Below are 15576 nucleotides of genomic sequence, written 5' to 3'. Positions count from 1 at the left end.
AGCCAGATCAGCCACCATCAACGTAAAGTTGAGAAATATCGTCACTGCTAATACAAAATTGATGACAAACACTATAAAAACTGCAGTCAGCCACTTGGGATACATACTCAATTGAGTCCGAATCACACGCATTCACATCCACCTTGCCCTTCCTCTATTTCCATATTATACACAAATATTAAGATAGAGTCATACCAAGGCACGATATCTGCATAAGAGGAGAGTCCATACTAACACATGAAATAAATGGTAGAGGAAAGGGAACATACGTGCTATAATTAATGTTATGGACTTTTGAATATCGGTGGATGTTTTCCAGACCACGGCGCAGCTTCCCGAAAGGGGGTGACGTCGTTGGTCAAACTTGTGGCGTTGCTTGATGTAATCCGATGGATTGCTGCGATCCTCAGTATTGTACTGAGTGGGCGAAAGCTTTACCGTTGGTTGCGCAAAAAGTTTCGTAGCAAGCGAAAACCCACCTCATAAGGTCGGAAGCCTGACGGTGGGTTTTGCTTGAATAGCATTATTTAGTTCATGCGCGCCGTGGCAATCCACAGCCTTTCGGGTCCTAAGAGTCTTTACCGTTGGTAGCGGTAAAGGCTCTTTTTAGTATATGACCGAACCCGATCACCATATACTTCACGAATGTAATATATCAATTAATATACTACTGAATACTTATGTAGTCAGTATAGCACAGCTCTGTACAAAAGTTAACAATACAAAACGCCCTCCCCTGCGCAAAGTTGAACCCGCGCAGACAGAGAGCGTTATACTTATCGATTATTCTGTGATTATTTCACGAATCCAAGAAGCATTTCACGGATCAGCTTCGCAGCTACAATCTGTGTCTGTTGTGTTGGATCATAGATTGGTGCAACTTCAACCAAGTCACAACCAACTACATTTACATCAGATCCTGCGATCATATGAATGGCTTCCAGCAGTTCCTTGGACGTAATGCCACCCGCTTCTGCTGTACCTGTTCCTGGTGCTGCTGACGGATCAAGCACATCGATGTCGATGGTCACATACACCGGACGGTTACCCATCTTCGGAAGAGCTTCCTTCATCGGAGCTGCCACTTCAAATGGATAGAAGTTGATGTTCTCGCGACCATACTGGAACTCCTCACGGGAACCGGAACGGATACCGAACTGATAGATATTTTTGCCACCCATCAACTCAGCTGCTTTACGTACTGGTGTGGAGTGGGACAATGGCTCGCCTTCATAGTTTTCACGAAGGTCAGCGTGTGCATCAATATGAATCAGGATAAGATCCGGGTATTTCTTGTACATCTGTTGGATGACTGGCCAAGTAACCAGATGCTCGCCACCGAGACCAACTGGGAATTTGTCGTCAGCGAGCAGACTGCCGATGTATTCATGAATTACCTCAAGACTGCGTCCAGCGTTACCAAAAGGCAAGAGCAGGTCTCCAGCGTCAAAGTATGTCATGTCTACAATGCTTTTGTCGAGATATGGGCTGTACTCTTCAAGTCCAACCGATGCTTGACGGATATGAGATGGGCCGAAACGGGAACCCGGACGGAAGCTGACGGTGTAGTCCATCGGCATGCCATAGATAACCGCTTTGGAGTTCTCATAATCCTCAGAGCTGCAAATAAATACGTTTCCTGAATAAGCTTGATCCAGTTTCATTAATGATTTCCCCTTTTATTTCGTTAAATCTTCCACGAATTTAGGAAGTACAAATGCTGCTTTGTGCAGACGCGGAGAGTAATACTTGGTATCCAACTCCGGGATTTGAGTCTCATCCACTTCGAGCGGGTCATGTTTCTTGCTACCCATGGTGAATGTCCACAAACCACTTGGATAGGTTGGAATATTACAGCCGTACACATGTACGATCGGGAAGATTTCTTTGACGTCTTTGTTCACCTTCTGGATCAGATCCGCCTTGAACCAAGGGTTGTCCGTTTGGGCAACGAAGATTCCGTCTTCTTTGAGTGCTTCGTAGATGCCTTGGTAGAAACCACGCTCAAACAATGGAGCAGCCGGGCCTACAGGCTCCGTGGAGTCTACGATAATCACATCGTATTCATTTTTATGTTCAATAATATGCATGTAGCCGTCGTTTACAAGCACTTCAACATTAGGCTCGTCCAACTTGCCGGCAATTTCAGGCAAATATTTTTTAGAGTATTCAATGACTTTACCGTCGATTTCGACGAGAACTGCTTTTTCTACAGCAGCATGCTTGATGACTTCACGAATGACTCCGCCATCGCCGCCACCGACAACCAGAACTTTTTTCGGATTTGGGTGTGTGTTCAGCGCAGGATGTGCCGCCATTTCGTGATATACGAATTCGTCTTTTACGGTAGTCATCACCATGCCATCAAGAAGCAACATGTTACCGAATTCCTCGGTCTCTACCATGGCCAAATCTTGAAAATCCGTTTTCTCTGTAACATAGGTCTGCTTAATCTTCGCGGTGATCCCGAATACCGGGGTCTGTTTCTCCGTAAACCACAATTCCATAATCTCTACCTTCTTTCCGTAAAGTTAATGATCAGCCATACCCGACCAAGCGCTGTGCACTATAATCGGTTCGCCCAAGCACGTCCAGCGTTCGGCGCCATATCGTGTTATGATTGCTGGCCTGCGGGAAAGGTCCGCGGTTCACTTCATTTATATAGATTAAATTGACCAGAGCGTGCAGAGCGTGCAGAGCGTCTGACTAATCAATGAATCAATGACCATTCGTCTGTTCGTCCTTACGCGCTTTAGTATCTTGTGCCGAATCTTACCTTTTCATTACCCTTTTGCATTATACGCGATTGACGTTTATACTGCAAAACGGTTTTTAAGGCGAAAATGCTACATTTTGTTTGCTTATGCACCCGATTGAATATCCCTGCCAATCAAGTCCCATACTGGAAGAAAAGAGAGGAGCCCGTTCCATGACCAAGCCAAATCAAAAGACCCGCAAACGCGGGTTCCGTGTACGTAAATTGTTTAAAAACCTGTCTCTGCTCGCCGTGCTCGCCATACTTGCTACCGCTGCAGGATTGGTCTATCTATACGCAACCAGCCTTCCCCTAGCAGACTCTGATCGGAATTCCAGATTACTGGACAGTCAGGGTGAAGTCATCGCTACCTTCTCCGCAGGTGGCAAAGACTCTGTACCCGTTCAACTGGAGGATATCGCTCCAGATTTGGTCCATGCCACTCTGGCTGTAGAGGACCGCAAATTCTATAATCACTACGGGTTCGACGTGCAAGGGATGGGACGGGCTGTGCTCGTTAACCTCGAACATATGCAGATGTCGCAAGGTGCAAGTACATTGACTCAACAGCTTGCGCGTAACCTGTATCTATCTCATGAGAAAACATGGACTCGCAAAGCCAAGGAAGCCATGTACACGGCGCAATTGGAGATGAAATACAGCAAGGATGAAATTTTGCAGATGTATCTGAACGAAATCTATTATGGGCATGGTGCGTACGGAATCGAAGCGGCTTCACGAATGTATTTTGGCAAATCAGCGAAACAGCTGGATCTTGCAGAGAGTGCCATGCTGGCAGGAATCCCGAAAGGACCTACCTACTATTCACCCTATAACCATATGAAGAATGCCAAAGACCGACAGAAGATTGTGCTGAATGCCATGGCTGATATCGGCAAGATCACCCAGGCCGAAGCGGATAAGGCCTATGAGAAAATGCTTTCGTTCAAACCGGAGAGCGAGCGTAAAACGGTGGAAAGCGCCCCGTATTTCCGTGACTATATCCGGAATCTGGCCATCAAAGAGTTGGGAATCAGCGAAGCGATGCTGGATCATGGGGGATTGAATATCTACACCACCCTGGATCTGCGTGTACAAAAAGCAGCGGAAGACGCCATAGCGAAGGGTATGGATGCCAAAAGTGAGCTGGAGACGGCCCTCGTGTCCATCGACCCTCGTACGGGCTACATCAAAGCCATGGTAGGCGGCAAGAATTACCGTACCAATCAGATTAACCATGTTCTAGCGACAACGCGCCAGCCAGGTTCGGCGTTTAAACCGATTATGTATCTGGCAGCCCTGGAATCCAAGCAACTCACCAGTGCATCCATATTTAACAGTGAACCTACCCTTTTTCACTATGACAATGACCGCAAAACCTATAAACCCGGCAACTTTGGAGACAAGTATCTGGGTGAGATTGATCTAAGACAGGCGATCGCCGCTTCAGACAATATTTATGCGGTGAACACCATTATGCAGATCGGTCCTGAGGAGGTTGTGAGTATGGCAAAAAACCTTGGCATTACAAGCAACCTGAGCGCCGTACCTTCTCTTGCACTGGGAACGTCACCTGTCAGCCCGCTGGAGATGGCATCGGCCTTTTCCGTCATTGCTGCTGGTGGACAACGGACGCCACCTGTAGCCATTCTACAAGTGACAGATGCCGCAGGACGTGTGCTCTATGAATCGCCTCAGACGAAGGCTGAGACCGTCGTGGAACCTGCGGCAGCTTATGTACTGACTCGTTTAATGGAAAGTGTCTTCGAAAATGGAGGAACGGGCAACCGGGTGTCTAAGGCGATCAAACGACCGGTTGCGGGAAAAACGGGAACAACCAACACGGATGCCTGGCTAGTTGGATTCACACCGGAGCTCTCCACCGCGGTATGGGTTGGGTACGACCAAGGCAAAGCCATCTCCACTTCGGATGGCCGCCGGGCAGCGCCGATCTTTGCCCAGTTCACAGAACAGGCCCTTGCGAGCGTACCACCCAAAATCTTCACCGTGCCTGATCATGTCGTAAGTGTCTATATTGATCCGGAATCCGGCAAGCTGGCAGGAAACGGTTGTGAAGAGAAACGATTGGAAGTTTTTATTGATGGTACTGAACCGACAGAGGTATGTCATGGTACGACGGATGATTCGGATTCTGGAGAAGATGAGAAGACTCGTCAGGTACAGAATCAACAAGGCATACAGGAAGAGAAACATTCTTGGTGGGGAGATTTCAAACGTTGGTGGGTAGAATGACGTAAATGGGTGATGACTTAGTTGCGTCACCTATAACCCCTGGTTATATTGAACAATTGGAAATTCACTTTGGATGAAAACTCATAATTATTCAGATCGATGAATACGATTAAAGCACAAGCAAAAGACCCCCAACCGAACTTTCCGGTTAAGGGGCCTTTTGCTTTTTTTCTTTTAGACTGTGTTAAAAGATCTGCCTTAGGCGAGTGCTTCCTTCAATACATCTGGAGAAGCATTCCACCAGTCTTCATTGTGTGAGATCAGCAGTGTCTTAAGTGCAGCTCGAGCTTCAGGTCCAAGCTCATCCAACATGAAGCGACGCTTCAAGGCATAATCCATGCGATTCACATGTTCCGCCAGCAGTTTCCATCCACGTCTTGCTTCCGTATCAATCCACATCTCACATGCCGTTGCTCCACCATACAGTTGGCCTTCCTCCGTGCGATCGACAGCTACCCACACCAGCCATACCTGGCGTCCGTTGGGCACATCCTCACGATTGGTAGAGAACTTGATATTGCGTTCCACTTTGCTCTTCGCATGCATCGCACCGATATCGATTTTGGCTTCGCCATTATCAATAATGACCGGGGAAAGGTTATTCAGCTCAATGGAGCCTGCACCGAAGCCTTTATGCTTGCTTTTTGCACTAACGATATTCAAGGCAATCTGTTTTTTGCCGTTTTGCTCGTTTTGGTCCATGTTTATAACCTCCAAGGGTTGATACAAATATTTTAACTAATAATTGCCCCATTGCAAACATATACATGCTGTAGATGCTTGTCAACGGGAGGTATTTAACGATGATTCCACGACGCGCCAAGAGCTGGCTCACTGCATCCCTGGCCCTGTGTGTACTTGCCGGAGGGATATGGATCACTCTGGGTTATAATCGCTCAACTCATTCCGAATTGCCAGTACTCGCCCCCGAATCGGGCAAGCCTAAGGCAATAGCCCCAACGCCAGCACCTCCAGAAAGTGTACAGACCCCTACTGCCGAAGTGTACAGCAACCGTGTTGTGGAATATCACATGGATGTAAAACTGGTCGAAGGGAATGTACTGGAAGGGACTCAGACGATTACCTGGACACATCCAGGTAAAAAAACCGTCAGCGAGCTTTACTTTCATATGTATCCCAACGCCTTCTCTTCTGCTGACACCACCTTTATGAAGGAATCCGGTGGAAAGCTTCGGGGTGATGTCATGCCTACCAATGGTTATGGCTCCATGAACATTACCGAAATGAAAACGGAGGACGGGCTCTCTCTGCTACACCGGATGCAGTATGTGCAACCAGATGACGGAAATATCAAGGACACCACCCTCATTAAAGTACGCTTGCCCAAACCCGTCAAAGGCGGGGAAAGCATCACGCTCCACACCCGATTTGAAGTGAATCTGCCGAAGATTTTTGCCCGGATGGGAACTGCTGATCATTTTGTCATGGCAGGTCAATGGTTTCCCAAATTAAGTGCCTATGAACCTGTGGGCAGACGTGGACGAACAACGGAAGGCTGGAATCTGCACCAGTACCATGGCAATTCAGAGTTTTACGCTGACTTCGGTATATATAGTGTGCGTATTCGGGTGCCTGAAACATACAAAGTAGCTGCTACTGGATTTCCGACGCAGCAAGCCGTGGTGAAGAATGGAGAAAAGGTCTATCAATTTTACGCCGATGATGTGCATGACTTCGCATGGGCAGCTTCACCGGATTTTGTCTACGCCGAGGAACCCTTCTCTGCACCCAATGTGCCTGGTGTACGAATCAAGTTATATCTGGACCCTGCTCATCAGGATCTGAAAGAACGTTACTTCTACGCCGCGAAGGCCGCTCTAGCCAATTATAGCAAATGGTTTGGCCCATATCCTTACGCTACCTTATCCATCGTAGTTCCACCCAAAGCGGGGAACGGCGCTGGAGGTATGGAATACCCTACGCTAGTTACGGCCTTTGGAGCCGATGATACTACTCCGGGTTATGACCTGGAACGTACCGTAGTCCATGAGATCGGACACCAGTACTTCTACGGCATGGTTGCCAGCAACGAATTCGAGGAAGCCTGGCTGGATGAGGGATTCACCTCTTATGCAGAAGACAAACTGATGGAGCAGGAATACGGATTGATTCCGAATCTGCCAGTACAATCGGGACTGATTACGTCTCCTTCATCCTTAACACAAGAATCCTGGAAGTTTGATTCACAGAATGAGTATGCAGCCAATGTCTATACACGTGGCAAACTTGTATTGCTTGGTATCGAACATCAAGTCGGTGCCAAAAAGATGGAACGCATCCTCTCTACCTATGTGAAGAAGTACCGCTTCAAACATCCCACTTCGGCTGATTTTCAGAAAATTGTGGAACAAGTGACCCGCACTTCCTGGTCTGATTATTTTGATCAATACGTCTATAGTAACGGGATGGCTGACTTTGCTGTAGAGAAGATTCGTGTTACGCCCGTACAGAAAGACGGTCAAACATTGTACGAGTCATCCGTGACGATCGCAAAAAAAGGTAGTGATTACAGCGCCGTTCCTGTTCGCATTGCTTTTGAAGACGGGCATATCCTCACCAAGCAATGGAATGGCAAAGAAGATCGCATCACGTATAAATTAACTCACACATCCCCCGTATTCTGGGCCATGACCGATCCCCTGTACTCGATCGTGCTGGAGAACCGCCATATGAACAATTTCCTGAAATCCGGACTGGATGAGCAGACGAAGTCCCGCTGGAGCATGAGTGTAACCAAACTAATAGAAGCCATATTCGGAGGTCTGTCATGGTGAGGTGGAAACGGTGAAAGCGAAAATACGTGAAGGCTGGTTTCTCGTCCGTCAGCATATGTTCATTGCCGCACTCTTATTTCTCTATCAACTCATTTGGGGATATTTCTTCTATCGAATGGTACAATCGGCCGTCATCCCACTGCTCCTTCGCTATCCAGATGCTGATGCCGGTGAGCTGAGTACACTTTTGTTCAAAATGGAAAGTCAACTTAACCTGTCTACCCATCCGGAGGTTCATCGTTATCTATGGATTCTCGGGGGCATGCTGCTGGTTCGCATGTTGATCAGCCCCCTCATTCAGGCAGGACTGCTCTACTCACTTCAGCACTTTAATTCTACAGAAGAGCGTATCCCCTTTGTCCGCGGAATCAAAAATCTGTGGAAACCGATGCTACTGCTCCACACCATACGTACATTATTGATACTTCTGCCCGCCTACTGGCTCATACCGAAGCTTTACTCAATTCTCATGGACGGATTTCATTCCCTTCAATTACTTTTGCCTGGTATACCTTATGTTGCTTCCTGGATTGTATATGGTTGGATCATCCACCATGTCATACTCTACATGCAGTTCGGTGTTTCGGCACCAGAAGGAGAAGGCGGGGCTCACGGTACCCTCAAAGCCCTCTGGATTGCACTGCGTCATCTCATCGCCGTAATCGGCATTGCACTCCTGCTGGGCGGAGTACACCTACTCGTCTTTGGGGCATTCACTACAGCCTCATGGTTATTAACGGGACTTACCGGACTTATACTACAACAGACGTATCCACTTGCCAGGTGTCTATTGAGTCTGTGGAAAATATGCAGCCATTTCCGATTATGGCAGTCCAAAATATCCAAAGGTGAGAGCAGATAGTTTAAAAATTGTTACCATCACATGTTAAACTCATGGCCTAATATGTACTTATAAATAGGCAAACCTCAACCTTTCCCCGTCAAAGGTCGAGGTTTTTTTTGCTAAATTTGTTGCTAAACGTTGCCAAAGCCGTACTCCTCTGTTACAATAATCGCAGTGAGTTTTTAGTAACAACTTTGTAATATTTACATTCATATTTGTAACTACTTAAAATTAAATCGTCATTTCTTGATTTCGCAGGTGCATAACTAGCATAGCCAAATTCCTGGCACCTGGGAAGCGGGGGAACCAGTTATGGGTGAATTGATCTTGCTACAGAGGGATCATAGGGGACCTTCAACCGAATCCTTAAGCTAACCTCGCAGGCGTTGGAAGGGGAATATCTCTTGTTCAAGAAGAAATTAACCGCAGCTGTACTTAGCATCACATTCGCTTTATCGCTTGGTGCAGGTAGCGCATTCGCAGATTCAAAGATGGACAAAGTAATTGATTCAGCAATGGGAACTACATATCAAAGTGGAGGAACAACGCTCAACGGCTTTGACTGCTCCGGATTTACACGGTATGTATTCGACAAGTTGGGTATTGATTTGGCACGCCAATCCAGTTCCCAATTCGACATGGGCGATTCCGTATCCCGCATGGAAATGAGAGCTGGCGATCTGGTGTTCTTTAATACAACAGGTAAAGGCGTATCCCATGTAGGAATTTTTGTAGGGGATGGAAAGTTCGCACACTCCTCTTCTTCCAAAGGCGTTACGATCAGTGCATTGAGTGAAAACTATTGGGCCAATCGTTATGTTGGCGCAAAACGGATTATGAGCACGGACGCATATGAATCACTGGCCCTTGACTAGGGACAAGCTGAGCAACATGATGCTGTAACCATTAAACATACTGGAACGAAGCAAGAAGCATAACAGAACCGCCCGGTACATTCTCCGCAGGAATGTATCCGGCGGTTTTTTTGTGCTTCAATCCTTATTCATGTTGCAAGTTATACTCGGGGCATATCCTGCGACATCAACAGGTTCATTTTGCGTTCGTTCGTCCGTGCCCTTATGATGTTTTTACCCATCCCGTTATAATATAAACGAAATTACCGGAACTTTTGTTTCATTTTTTTTCTTGGGAAGGAAGACTTGCTAAATGAACATCACTTTTGTAGAGTGGACAAAGAGTTCTGTTTCAAGGAAAGGAGCATGCAGGTGTATGAAGGAAACCCCTGTGACGTTTCACGTTGTACCCATGCGAGAAGAACATGCGGAGCTTATCTGCAGTTGGCAGTATGATCCGCCTTACAATATCTACAGCTGGCTCCCCTGGGAGCAGATGAAAGCTCTGGAAGTGGAATTCGGAGATGCACAGCTGCGGCAGGAGCAATATGCGAGCGTCCTGGATCAGAACGATCGTATATGTGGGTTTGCTCAATACTTCCCACTTCAAGGGGTAACCCGGATTGGCCTTGGCATGCATCCAGAGCTGTGTGGTCAGGGTCAAGGGACAGCTTTTGTCACTGCCATTGTACAGGAAGCCATTCGCCGAAATCCCACGAATGAGATTGATCTGGAAGTACTCACTTGGAATGCTCGTGCCATTCAAGTCTATCTGAAGAGTGGATTTGTCACCCATGATACATACGAACGGCAGACCCCAACCGGCTTGAAGCCCTTTCACTGTATGGTTTATGAAGGGCCTCGCGGTTAGAATCCATTGCAAAACAACCAAATTTGCCCCTTGTTATGTGATTAGTTCAAAAAATTCCCACAAAATGCTATGATGTCAGTACAGGTTCCGTTATAATGATATGGATAGTTTCAGGTTAGATGATCTTTCATTCTGGAGGGGACATAAGGGATGCACAAATGGATCATGAGCGGAGTATTTTTTGCAGCATGCGCTTTAGCTATTGTTTTAATGTTTACGCTTCCAGGGAAAGAAGAAGTGGCTGAAGAAGCCAAGCCAACCATGCCGGAAGTAACATTGGATGCCGGACAGGCTGAAGCACTGGTCAAAGCCAATTGTATCTCCTGTCACGGGGATCAGCTTCAAGGTGGCGTAGGACCTGCTCTGGCTAACATCGGCAGCCAGGATGATCTGGAGAAGATCTATTCTACGATTGTCAAAGGTAAAGGTGGTATGCCTTCCTTCAAGGGCAAACTGCAGGACGAAGAGATTGCAAATATCGCCATGTGGCTGTCAGAGAAGAAATAATCTCTGCACACGCATAACAAAGAGGCGCTTAATCCCCTTTTCGGAGAATAAGAGCCTCTTTGTTATATCAATTATTAAGCCTCTGCGGCATGCTCAGCCAAAAAGGCCTCAACTTCACGTGCGGACGGCATCCCGGACTGGGCGCCGAGCTTTGTCACGGATAACGCGGCCGCACCCATGGCGAAGCCTACGGCCGCGTCCAAAGTCTCACCGCGCGCGAGGGCTACCGCCAGCGCGCCGTTGAAGCAATCGCCAGCGCCGGTCGTATCGACGGCGCTTACGGCGTAGCCGGGCGCACGGCACGCGCCGGCACGCCCTGCTTGTACGCGGCCACCAGGCGCCGCCGCGTACACAGCCCCCTCGGGGCCGAGCGTCGTGACGACAGCGGCCCCGAGGGATGCGGCGAGCTCTGCGACCGCCGCATCCAGGTCTTCCGGCCGGAGATGATCCCGGCCGGTAAGCACGGCAAGCTCACTGCGGTTCGGCGTGACAACGTCGACGCACCGCAGGAGCTCCTGGGGCAGACCCGGCACCGCGGGAGCCGGGTTGAGCACCACCAGTGCGCTGCCTTCAGTCGCCAGTTGGGCGGCGCGGGTAACCGCTGGCAGCGGGATCTCCAGCTGCAGCAGCACCGCTGCGGCTGCAGTCAGGCTTTTTACCGTATCCGCCTCTTCCAGCATCTCAGGTACCACTTGCCCATTCGCACCAGGAATAACGATAATCCGGTTGTCTCCCCGAGAGAGCCAGATGGAAGCCGTCCCTGTAACCGTGTCTTCCAATATGCGAACCTTCGAGGCATCTGCACCACTTTCCGTCAGACTGTGCAGCAGACGTTCGCCAAAACCGTCCGATCCCACCGCACCAATCATCGTAGTCTGTCCACCCAGACGCGCAGCGGCAACAGCCTGGTTGGCCCCTTTGCCACCAGCGAGATAATGCAGCTCCTCACCGCTCACCGTCTCTCCCTCTTCCGGAATTGTGTCTGTCTTCACCACAAGATCCATATTGAGACTGCCTACGACAGCAATAAGAGGTTGTTTCTGATTATAGTCTGACATGTATGGTTCACTCACTTCTGGCCGCGTGATAATAACCGACCTCGTTATTGCGACCTCATTTTGTCATAAGCTTCGTTATATTGCCCTGCTTCCTTGATATCTACAGATGTGATACCACCCGCATCCCATGATGTGAGACGCAGCGTAACCGTTGTATAATCAATCGTAATAAAAGGATGATGATTGAATGCTTCCGAGATCGCAGCGACCTCATCCACAAATGCAATCCCTTTCATGTAGTTGGAGAACACGAATTTACGTACAATCCACCGTCCCTCTTCCAGTTCCCAGCCTTCCAGCCTTCCCAGATGAGCTTCGACTTCCTCTTGCGAAAAAACCATGCGTTATCTTCCTCCCCATAGGATGGTACATTACAGACGTGAGTCCGTATAACCACCGACACCTTCGGGCTATCAACAGCAACCTCAAAGGCCAGGCTCACCGCCATGCGGTTGGCCTATTTCACGACTAACATCTTACCACGGACAAGCTTCAAAATCCAATCAACTACATGGCTTAGAACCAATAACCATAAGGCTTTGAGGGAAATTCCAATTCTATTTATACCCCTGAAAATGCATGTAAACACACTAAATTAAAGGTACAAATGTCAACTCTTCTTCCCCGATCAAAATATGAATGCGGTGCTGTTCCTTATCATGGATGACCACGCCACTTCCAACCGGAATAACGGACTCCTCGCCCAGCGCATAGAACAAATCCTCCGCCAACGCCTCATCCACTTCAAGTTGGTCAGATGCAGCCAGTCTCTCCCACTCTTCCGCGTCCATTTCAAAGAAAACATACCGATCCGGTATGCGTCCGATTGCTGTTGTCAGATCTGTCAAAATTCCTTCATAATCCCGTCCATGCTTTACGCCCATTGGCTTTTCACTCCTATTCGGCCCCTAAGGAGCGGATTTGATCTTATTATACCTGAAAATAGCCCTTAAAAAAAAAGGCCTTCTGGTCGATAAATACATATATGACCGTTTTAACTGTTTTAGCAACCGTAAGGAATGCCTAACATTGAACGGATTGCGGCCAAAAATTCGTCCGGAAGCCCGAACACAGCCGCTTGAAAGGATTCAATTTTATCTCATGGATGAGGTGTATGATGAACATTTCAACGATTATTGGACTAATTTTGGGGCTGGTCTCCCTTGTATTTGGTATGTTCTTGAAGGGTGCGCCCTTAATCAACCTGGTTAACAATCCCGCAGCCTACATTATTATCTTTGTTGGTACGGCAGGAACCATCTTTATCGCATTTCCGATGTCTGAAGTTAAGAAAATCCCTAAGCTTTTCGGGATTGTTTTCAAAAATCAAGTACTAATTGATCGCGTATCCCTGATCGGCACATTTATGGATTGGGCTTCCACTACCCGTCGTGAAGGTTTGCTTGCACTGGAATCAAAAGTAGAAGAGATTGACGATCAGTTCCTTCGTGGCGGTATGCGTATGATTATAGACGGCAACGATCAGGAATTTGTAAGTGATGTGCTCATGGAAGATATTCATGCTACAGAGGAGCGCCACCGTGGCAGTGCCTTGATCTTCGCTCAGGCGGGGATGTACGCACCAACCCTCGGGGTTCTCGGGGCCGTTGTAGGTCTCATCGCAGCACTTGCCGATCTCAGTGACATGGAGAAACTCTCCCATGCGATTGCGGCAGCATTTATCGCAACACTCCTTGGTATATTTAGTGGTTACGTGTTATGGCACCCGATGTCTAACAAGCTGAAACGGATGTCCAAGCAAGAAATGGAGATCAAGCTGATGATGGTTGAAGGACTGTTATCCATACAATCCGGTGTCTCCACTATCGCCATCAACCAAAAGTTATCCGTATTCCTGACACCTTCCGAACGTAAACAACTGGAAGAGAAGGAGGGATCACCAGGTGAAAAAGGCTAAGAAGCACGAACCACATGAAGAGCATATAGACGAGAGCTGGTTGCTTCCCTATTCCGACTTGATGACCTTGTTGCTCGCTCTGTTTATTGTATTGTTCGGTATGAGTTCAATCGATGCAGCTAAGTTCGAGCAGATGGCTTCCGCACTAAACAGTGCACTAAATGGAGGTTCCGGAATTCTCGACCATTCGTCCATGAATCCGGATACGCCAGGTGCTGATTTGGGTAAGAACAAACAGGAACCTACAGAAATCACCAAGAAAACACCAGCTCAGATTACAGATGCACAGATGGCTAAGAAAGAACAAGAAGACCTGGAGAAACTCAAAGAGCGACTCGACAAATATATCTCGAAGAACGGGCTGTCGGACCAGCTGAACACCAAGCTGAATCAGTCTGAATTGAAGATCACCATCAGTGATAACGCCCTGTTCTCCTCAGGCCGAGCAGATGTGAAGCCTGAATCACGATCCTTGGCCAAAGCAATCTCAAGCATGCTGCAGGAGTTCCCTGAATATGAAGTGGTTGTATCCGGTCATACCGATAATATTCCCATTTCGAACAACCAATATAAGGATAACTGGGATCTAAGCGCAGATCGTGCGCTCAACTTCCTGAAAATCCTGTTGCTGAACTCGCAATTGGACCCTTCCAAATTCACACCAAGTGGTTATGGAGAGTATCACCCAATTGCCAGCAATGACACCAATACTGGACGGGCACAGAATCGCCGTGTAGAGGTATCTATCATTCGGAAGTATCAAAGTAACAATACAAATGTAAAAGCCGTTGGCGGAGGAAACTAGAGGCCTGCAGCGATTCATTAACCAAAGACCGTTCTCCAGTTACAAGGAGAACGGTCTTTTTGGTTTTATAAGGCTTATGCCTGGTTCATCTACATATTTCCGTACTATTCGGTATTATTGACCAGTCTTCATTAAATCTGCACCAAAAAGCCCTGCACTCCTTTTCGGAAAGCAGGGCTTCAATCAGTTAATTAGTCGAACTCGAACCAACTATTCCAGTGAATAGTCTAACAGACCGCCCAGCTCCGCTTTTTCAGCAGGGGTAAGCTCTCTCCATGAACCTGTCGCCATTTCTCCAAGATGGATGTTCATGATCCGAATACGCTTCAACTTACGAACCTCGTAACCAAAGGCACTACACATCCGCCGAATCTGACGGTTCTTTCCTTCAGTCAGGATGATACGGAATACTCGATCCGTCATCCGGGTCACTGTACAAGGCAGGGTCATTTCACCCAGGATCTTCACCCCAGTGCTCATACCTCTAAGGAAACTCGGGGTTACAGATCGATCAACAGTAACGATATACTCTTTCTCATGGCGCCCTTCAGATCTAAGAATCCGGTTAACGATATCACCATCATTGGTCATCAGGATCAAACCTTCCGAGTCCTTATCCAGACGTCCAATAGGAAAGATACGTTCATCGTGCCCGACAAAATCAACGATATTGCCCTGAATATGCTGCTCGGTTGTACTTGTGATCCCGATCGGTTTATTCAGCGCGATATATACGTGTTTTCTCTTTTCCTTGATTGGCTTGCCATTGATTCGTACATCGTCGCCTTCTTCTGCCTGACTGCCCAGTTCAGCCTTAACTCCATTAATGGTTACCTGACCACTATCCACCAACTTGTCGGCTTCACGCCGGGAGCAATAACCTGTTTCACTAATAAATTTATTAATACGCAAAAGG

General features: G+C 47.7%; 16 protein-coding genes and 1 riboswitch. Of the genes, 9 read left to right on the top strand and 7 right to left on the bottom strand.

All coding sequences use genetic code 11. The features are described 5' to 3' along the window. Positions 1 to 354 precede the first annotated feature (354 nt). On the top strand, positions 355 to 486 hold the full coding sequence (locus tag CXK86_RS32860; RefSeq protein ID WP_017691304.1) for a hypothetical protein: 132 nt from the start codon (positions 355 to 357) through the stop codon (positions 484 to 486). A 308-nt stretch (positions 487 to 794) separates the two neighbouring features. Here the strand turns inward: CXK86_RS32860 and speB are convergent, their stop codons facing one another. Beyond that, the gene (gene speB, locus CXK86_RS31255; protein WP_036607280.1) at positions 795 to 1664 is read right to left on the bottom strand and encodes an agmatinase; all 870 of its coding nucleotides are present in this window, start codon (positions 1662 to 1664) and stop codon (positions 795 to 797) included. Between the two features lie 15 nt (positions 1665 to 1679). After that, complete coding sequence (gene speE, locus CXK86_RS31250) at positions 1680 to 2507, bottom strand: polyamine aminopropyltransferase (RefSeq protein WP_101315112.1); 828 nt, start codon at positions 2505 to 2507, stop codon at positions 1680 to 1682. Positions 2508 to 2929: 422 nt separating this feature from the next. Here speE and CXK86_RS31245 point away from each other — a divergent pair, with 422 nt between their 5' ends. After that, on the top strand, positions 2930 to 5008 hold the full coding sequence (locus CXK86_RS31245) for a transglycosylase domain-containing protein (protein ID WP_101315111.1): 2079 nt from the start codon (positions 2930 to 2932) through the stop codon (positions 5006 to 5008). Positions 5009 to 5206: 198 nt separating this feature from the next. On the opposite strand, the gene CXK86_RS31240 is transcribed toward CXK86_RS31245, so the two are convergent. Then, positions 5207 to 5710, bottom strand: coding sequence for a YwhD family protein (locus tag CXK86_RS31240; RefSeq protein WP_017691308.1), 504 nt, complete (start codon positions 5708 to 5710; stop codon positions 5207 to 5209). Positions 5711 to 5811: 101 nt separating this feature from the next. Here CXK86_RS31240 and CXK86_RS31235 point away from each other — a divergent pair, with 101 nt between their 5' ends. The 5 genes from CXK86_RS31235 (at position 5812) to CXK86_RS31215 (ending at position 10879) form a co-directional block, all read left to right on the top strand. After that, complete coding sequence (locus CXK86_RS31235) at positions 5812 to 7803, top strand: M1 family metallopeptidase (RefSeq protein WP_101315110.1); 1992 nt, start codon at positions 5812 to 5814, stop codon at positions 7801 to 7803. A gap of 10 nt (positions 7804 to 7813) precedes the next feature. Then, positions 7814 to 8665: a hypothetical protein gene (locus CXK86_RS31230; RefSeq protein ID WP_144029848.1), complete on the top strand. Its 852-nt coding sequence runs from the start codon at positions 7814 to 7816 to the stop codon at positions 8663 to 8665. Positions 8666 to 8910: 245 nt separating this feature from the next. Beyond that, positions 8911 to 9048: riboswitch (cyclic di-AMP (ydaO/yuaA leader) on the top strand. Between the two features lie 3 nt (positions 9049 to 9051). Then, positions 9052 to 9522 carry a C40 family peptidase gene (locus CXK86_RS31225; protein ID WP_017691311.1) on the top strand — a complete coding sequence of 157 codons (471 nt, stop codon included), beginning with the start codon at positions 9052 to 9054 and terminating at the stop codon, positions 9520 to 9522. Positions 9523 to 9877: 355 nt separating this feature from the next. Further along, entirely contained in the window at positions 9878 to 10372 is a 495-nt protein-coding gene (locus CXK86_RS31220) for a GNAT family N-acetyltransferase (protein ID WP_101315108.1), read from the top strand. A gap of 150 nt (positions 10373 to 10522) precedes the next feature. Continuing rightward, positions 10523 to 10879: a c-type cytochrome gene (locus CXK86_RS31215; protein WP_036607288.1), complete on the top strand. Its 357-nt coding sequence runs from the start codon at positions 10523 to 10525 to the stop codon at positions 10877 to 10879. Between the two features lie 74 nt (positions 10880 to 10953). Here the strand turns inward: CXK86_RS31215 and rbsK are convergent, their stop codons facing one another. The 3 genes from rbsK to CXK86_RS31200 form a co-directional block, all read right to left on the bottom strand. Beyond that, positions 10954 to 11937: a ribokinase gene (gene rbsK / locus CXK86_RS31210; RefSeq protein WP_101315107.1), complete on the bottom strand. Its 984-nt coding sequence runs from the start codon at positions 11935 to 11937 to the stop codon at positions 10954 to 10956. Between the two features lie 44 nt (positions 11938 to 11981). Then, on the bottom strand, positions 11982 to 12278 hold the full coding sequence (locus CXK86_RS31205) for a 4a-hydroxytetrahydrobiopterin dehydratase (RefSeq protein WP_017691315.1): 297 nt from the start codon (positions 12276 to 12278) through the stop codon (positions 11982 to 11984). Positions 12279 to 12527: 249 nt separating this feature from the next. Next, complete coding sequence (locus CXK86_RS31200) at positions 12528 to 12821, bottom strand: hypothetical protein (RefSeq protein WP_074092938.1); 294 nt, start codon at positions 12819 to 12821, stop codon at positions 12528 to 12530. A 233-nt stretch (positions 12822 to 13054) separates the two neighbouring features. Between CXK86_RS31200 and motA the strand changes: the two genes are divergently transcribed. Beyond that, complete coding sequence (gene motA, locus CXK86_RS31195; protein ID WP_036607291.1) at positions 13055 to 13855, top strand: flagellar motor stator protein MotA; 801 nt, start codon at positions 13055 to 13057, stop codon at positions 13853 to 13855. Continuing rightward, positions 13842 to 14660: a flagellar motor protein MotB gene (motB, locus tag CXK86_RS31190; protein WP_036607292.1), complete on the top strand. Its 819-nt coding sequence runs from the start codon at positions 13842 to 13844 to the stop codon at positions 14658 to 14660. Before motA ends, motB begins: the two co-directional genes overlap by 14 nt. Before the next feature lie 210 nt (positions 14661 to 14870). Here motB and rluF read toward each other — a convergent pair whose 3' ends face one another. Next, the gene (gene rluF, locus CXK86_RS31185; protein WP_036607293.1) at positions 14871 to 15572 is read right to left on the bottom strand and encodes a 23S rRNA pseudouridine(2604) synthase RluF; all 702 of its coding nucleotides are present in this window, start codon (positions 15570 to 15572) and stop codon (positions 14871 to 14873) included. Positions 15573 to 15576: the final 4 nt, after the last annotated feature.

The organism is Paenibacillus sp. BGI2013 (assembly GCF_002843485.1).
Lineage (GTDB): Bacteria > Bacillota > Bacilli > Paenibacillales > Paenibacillaceae > Paenibacillus > Paenibacillus amylolyticus.
Note: the sequence above shows the minus strand (reverse complement) of the source record. Positions and strands in the feature narration are given on the sequence as shown.

Bases quoted from the DNA above. Each gene is read 5' to 3' on its own strand.
- speB (WP_036607280.1), bottom strand. From the start codon at position 1,664: ATGAAACTGGATCAAGCTTATTCAGGAAACGTATTTATTTGCAGCTCT.
- speE (WP_101315112.1), bottom strand. From the start codon at position 2,507: ATGGAATTGTGGTTTACGGAGAAACAGACCCCGGTATTCGGGATCACC.
- CXK86_RS31245 (WP_101315111.1), top strand. From the start codon at position 2,930: ATGACCAAGCCAAATCAAAAGACCCGCAAACGCGGGTTCCGTGTACGT.
- CXK86_RS31240 (WP_017691308.1), bottom strand. From the start codon at position 5,710: ATGGACCAAAACGAGCAAAACGGCAAAAAACAGATTGCCTTGAATATC.
- CXK86_RS31235 (WP_101315110.1), top strand. From the start codon at position 5,812: ATGATTCCACGACGCGCCAAGAGCTGGCTCACTGCATCCCTGGCCCTG.
- CXK86_RS31220 (WP_101315108.1), top strand. From the start codon at position 9,878: ATGAAGGAAACCCCTGTGACGTTTCACGTTGTACCCATGCGAGAAGAA.
- CXK86_RS31215 (WP_036607288.1), top strand. From the start codon at position 10,523: ATGCACAAATGGATCATGAGCGGAGTATTTTTTGCAGCATGCGCTTTA.
- rbsK (WP_101315107.1), bottom strand. From the start codon at position 11,937: ATGTCAGACTATAATCAGAAACAACCTCTTATTGCTGTCGTAGGCAGT.
- CXK86_RS31205 (WP_017691315.1), bottom strand. From the start codon at position 12,278: ATGGTTTTTTCGCAAGAGGAAGTCGAAGCTCATCTGGGAAGGCTGGAA.
- CXK86_RS31200 (WP_074092938.1), bottom strand. From the start codon at position 12,821: ATGGGCGTAAAGCATGGACGGGATTATGAAGGAATTTTGACAGATCTG.
- motA (WP_036607291.1), top strand. From the start codon at position 13,055: ATGAACATTTCAACGATTATTGGACTAATTTTGGGGCTGGTCTCCCTT.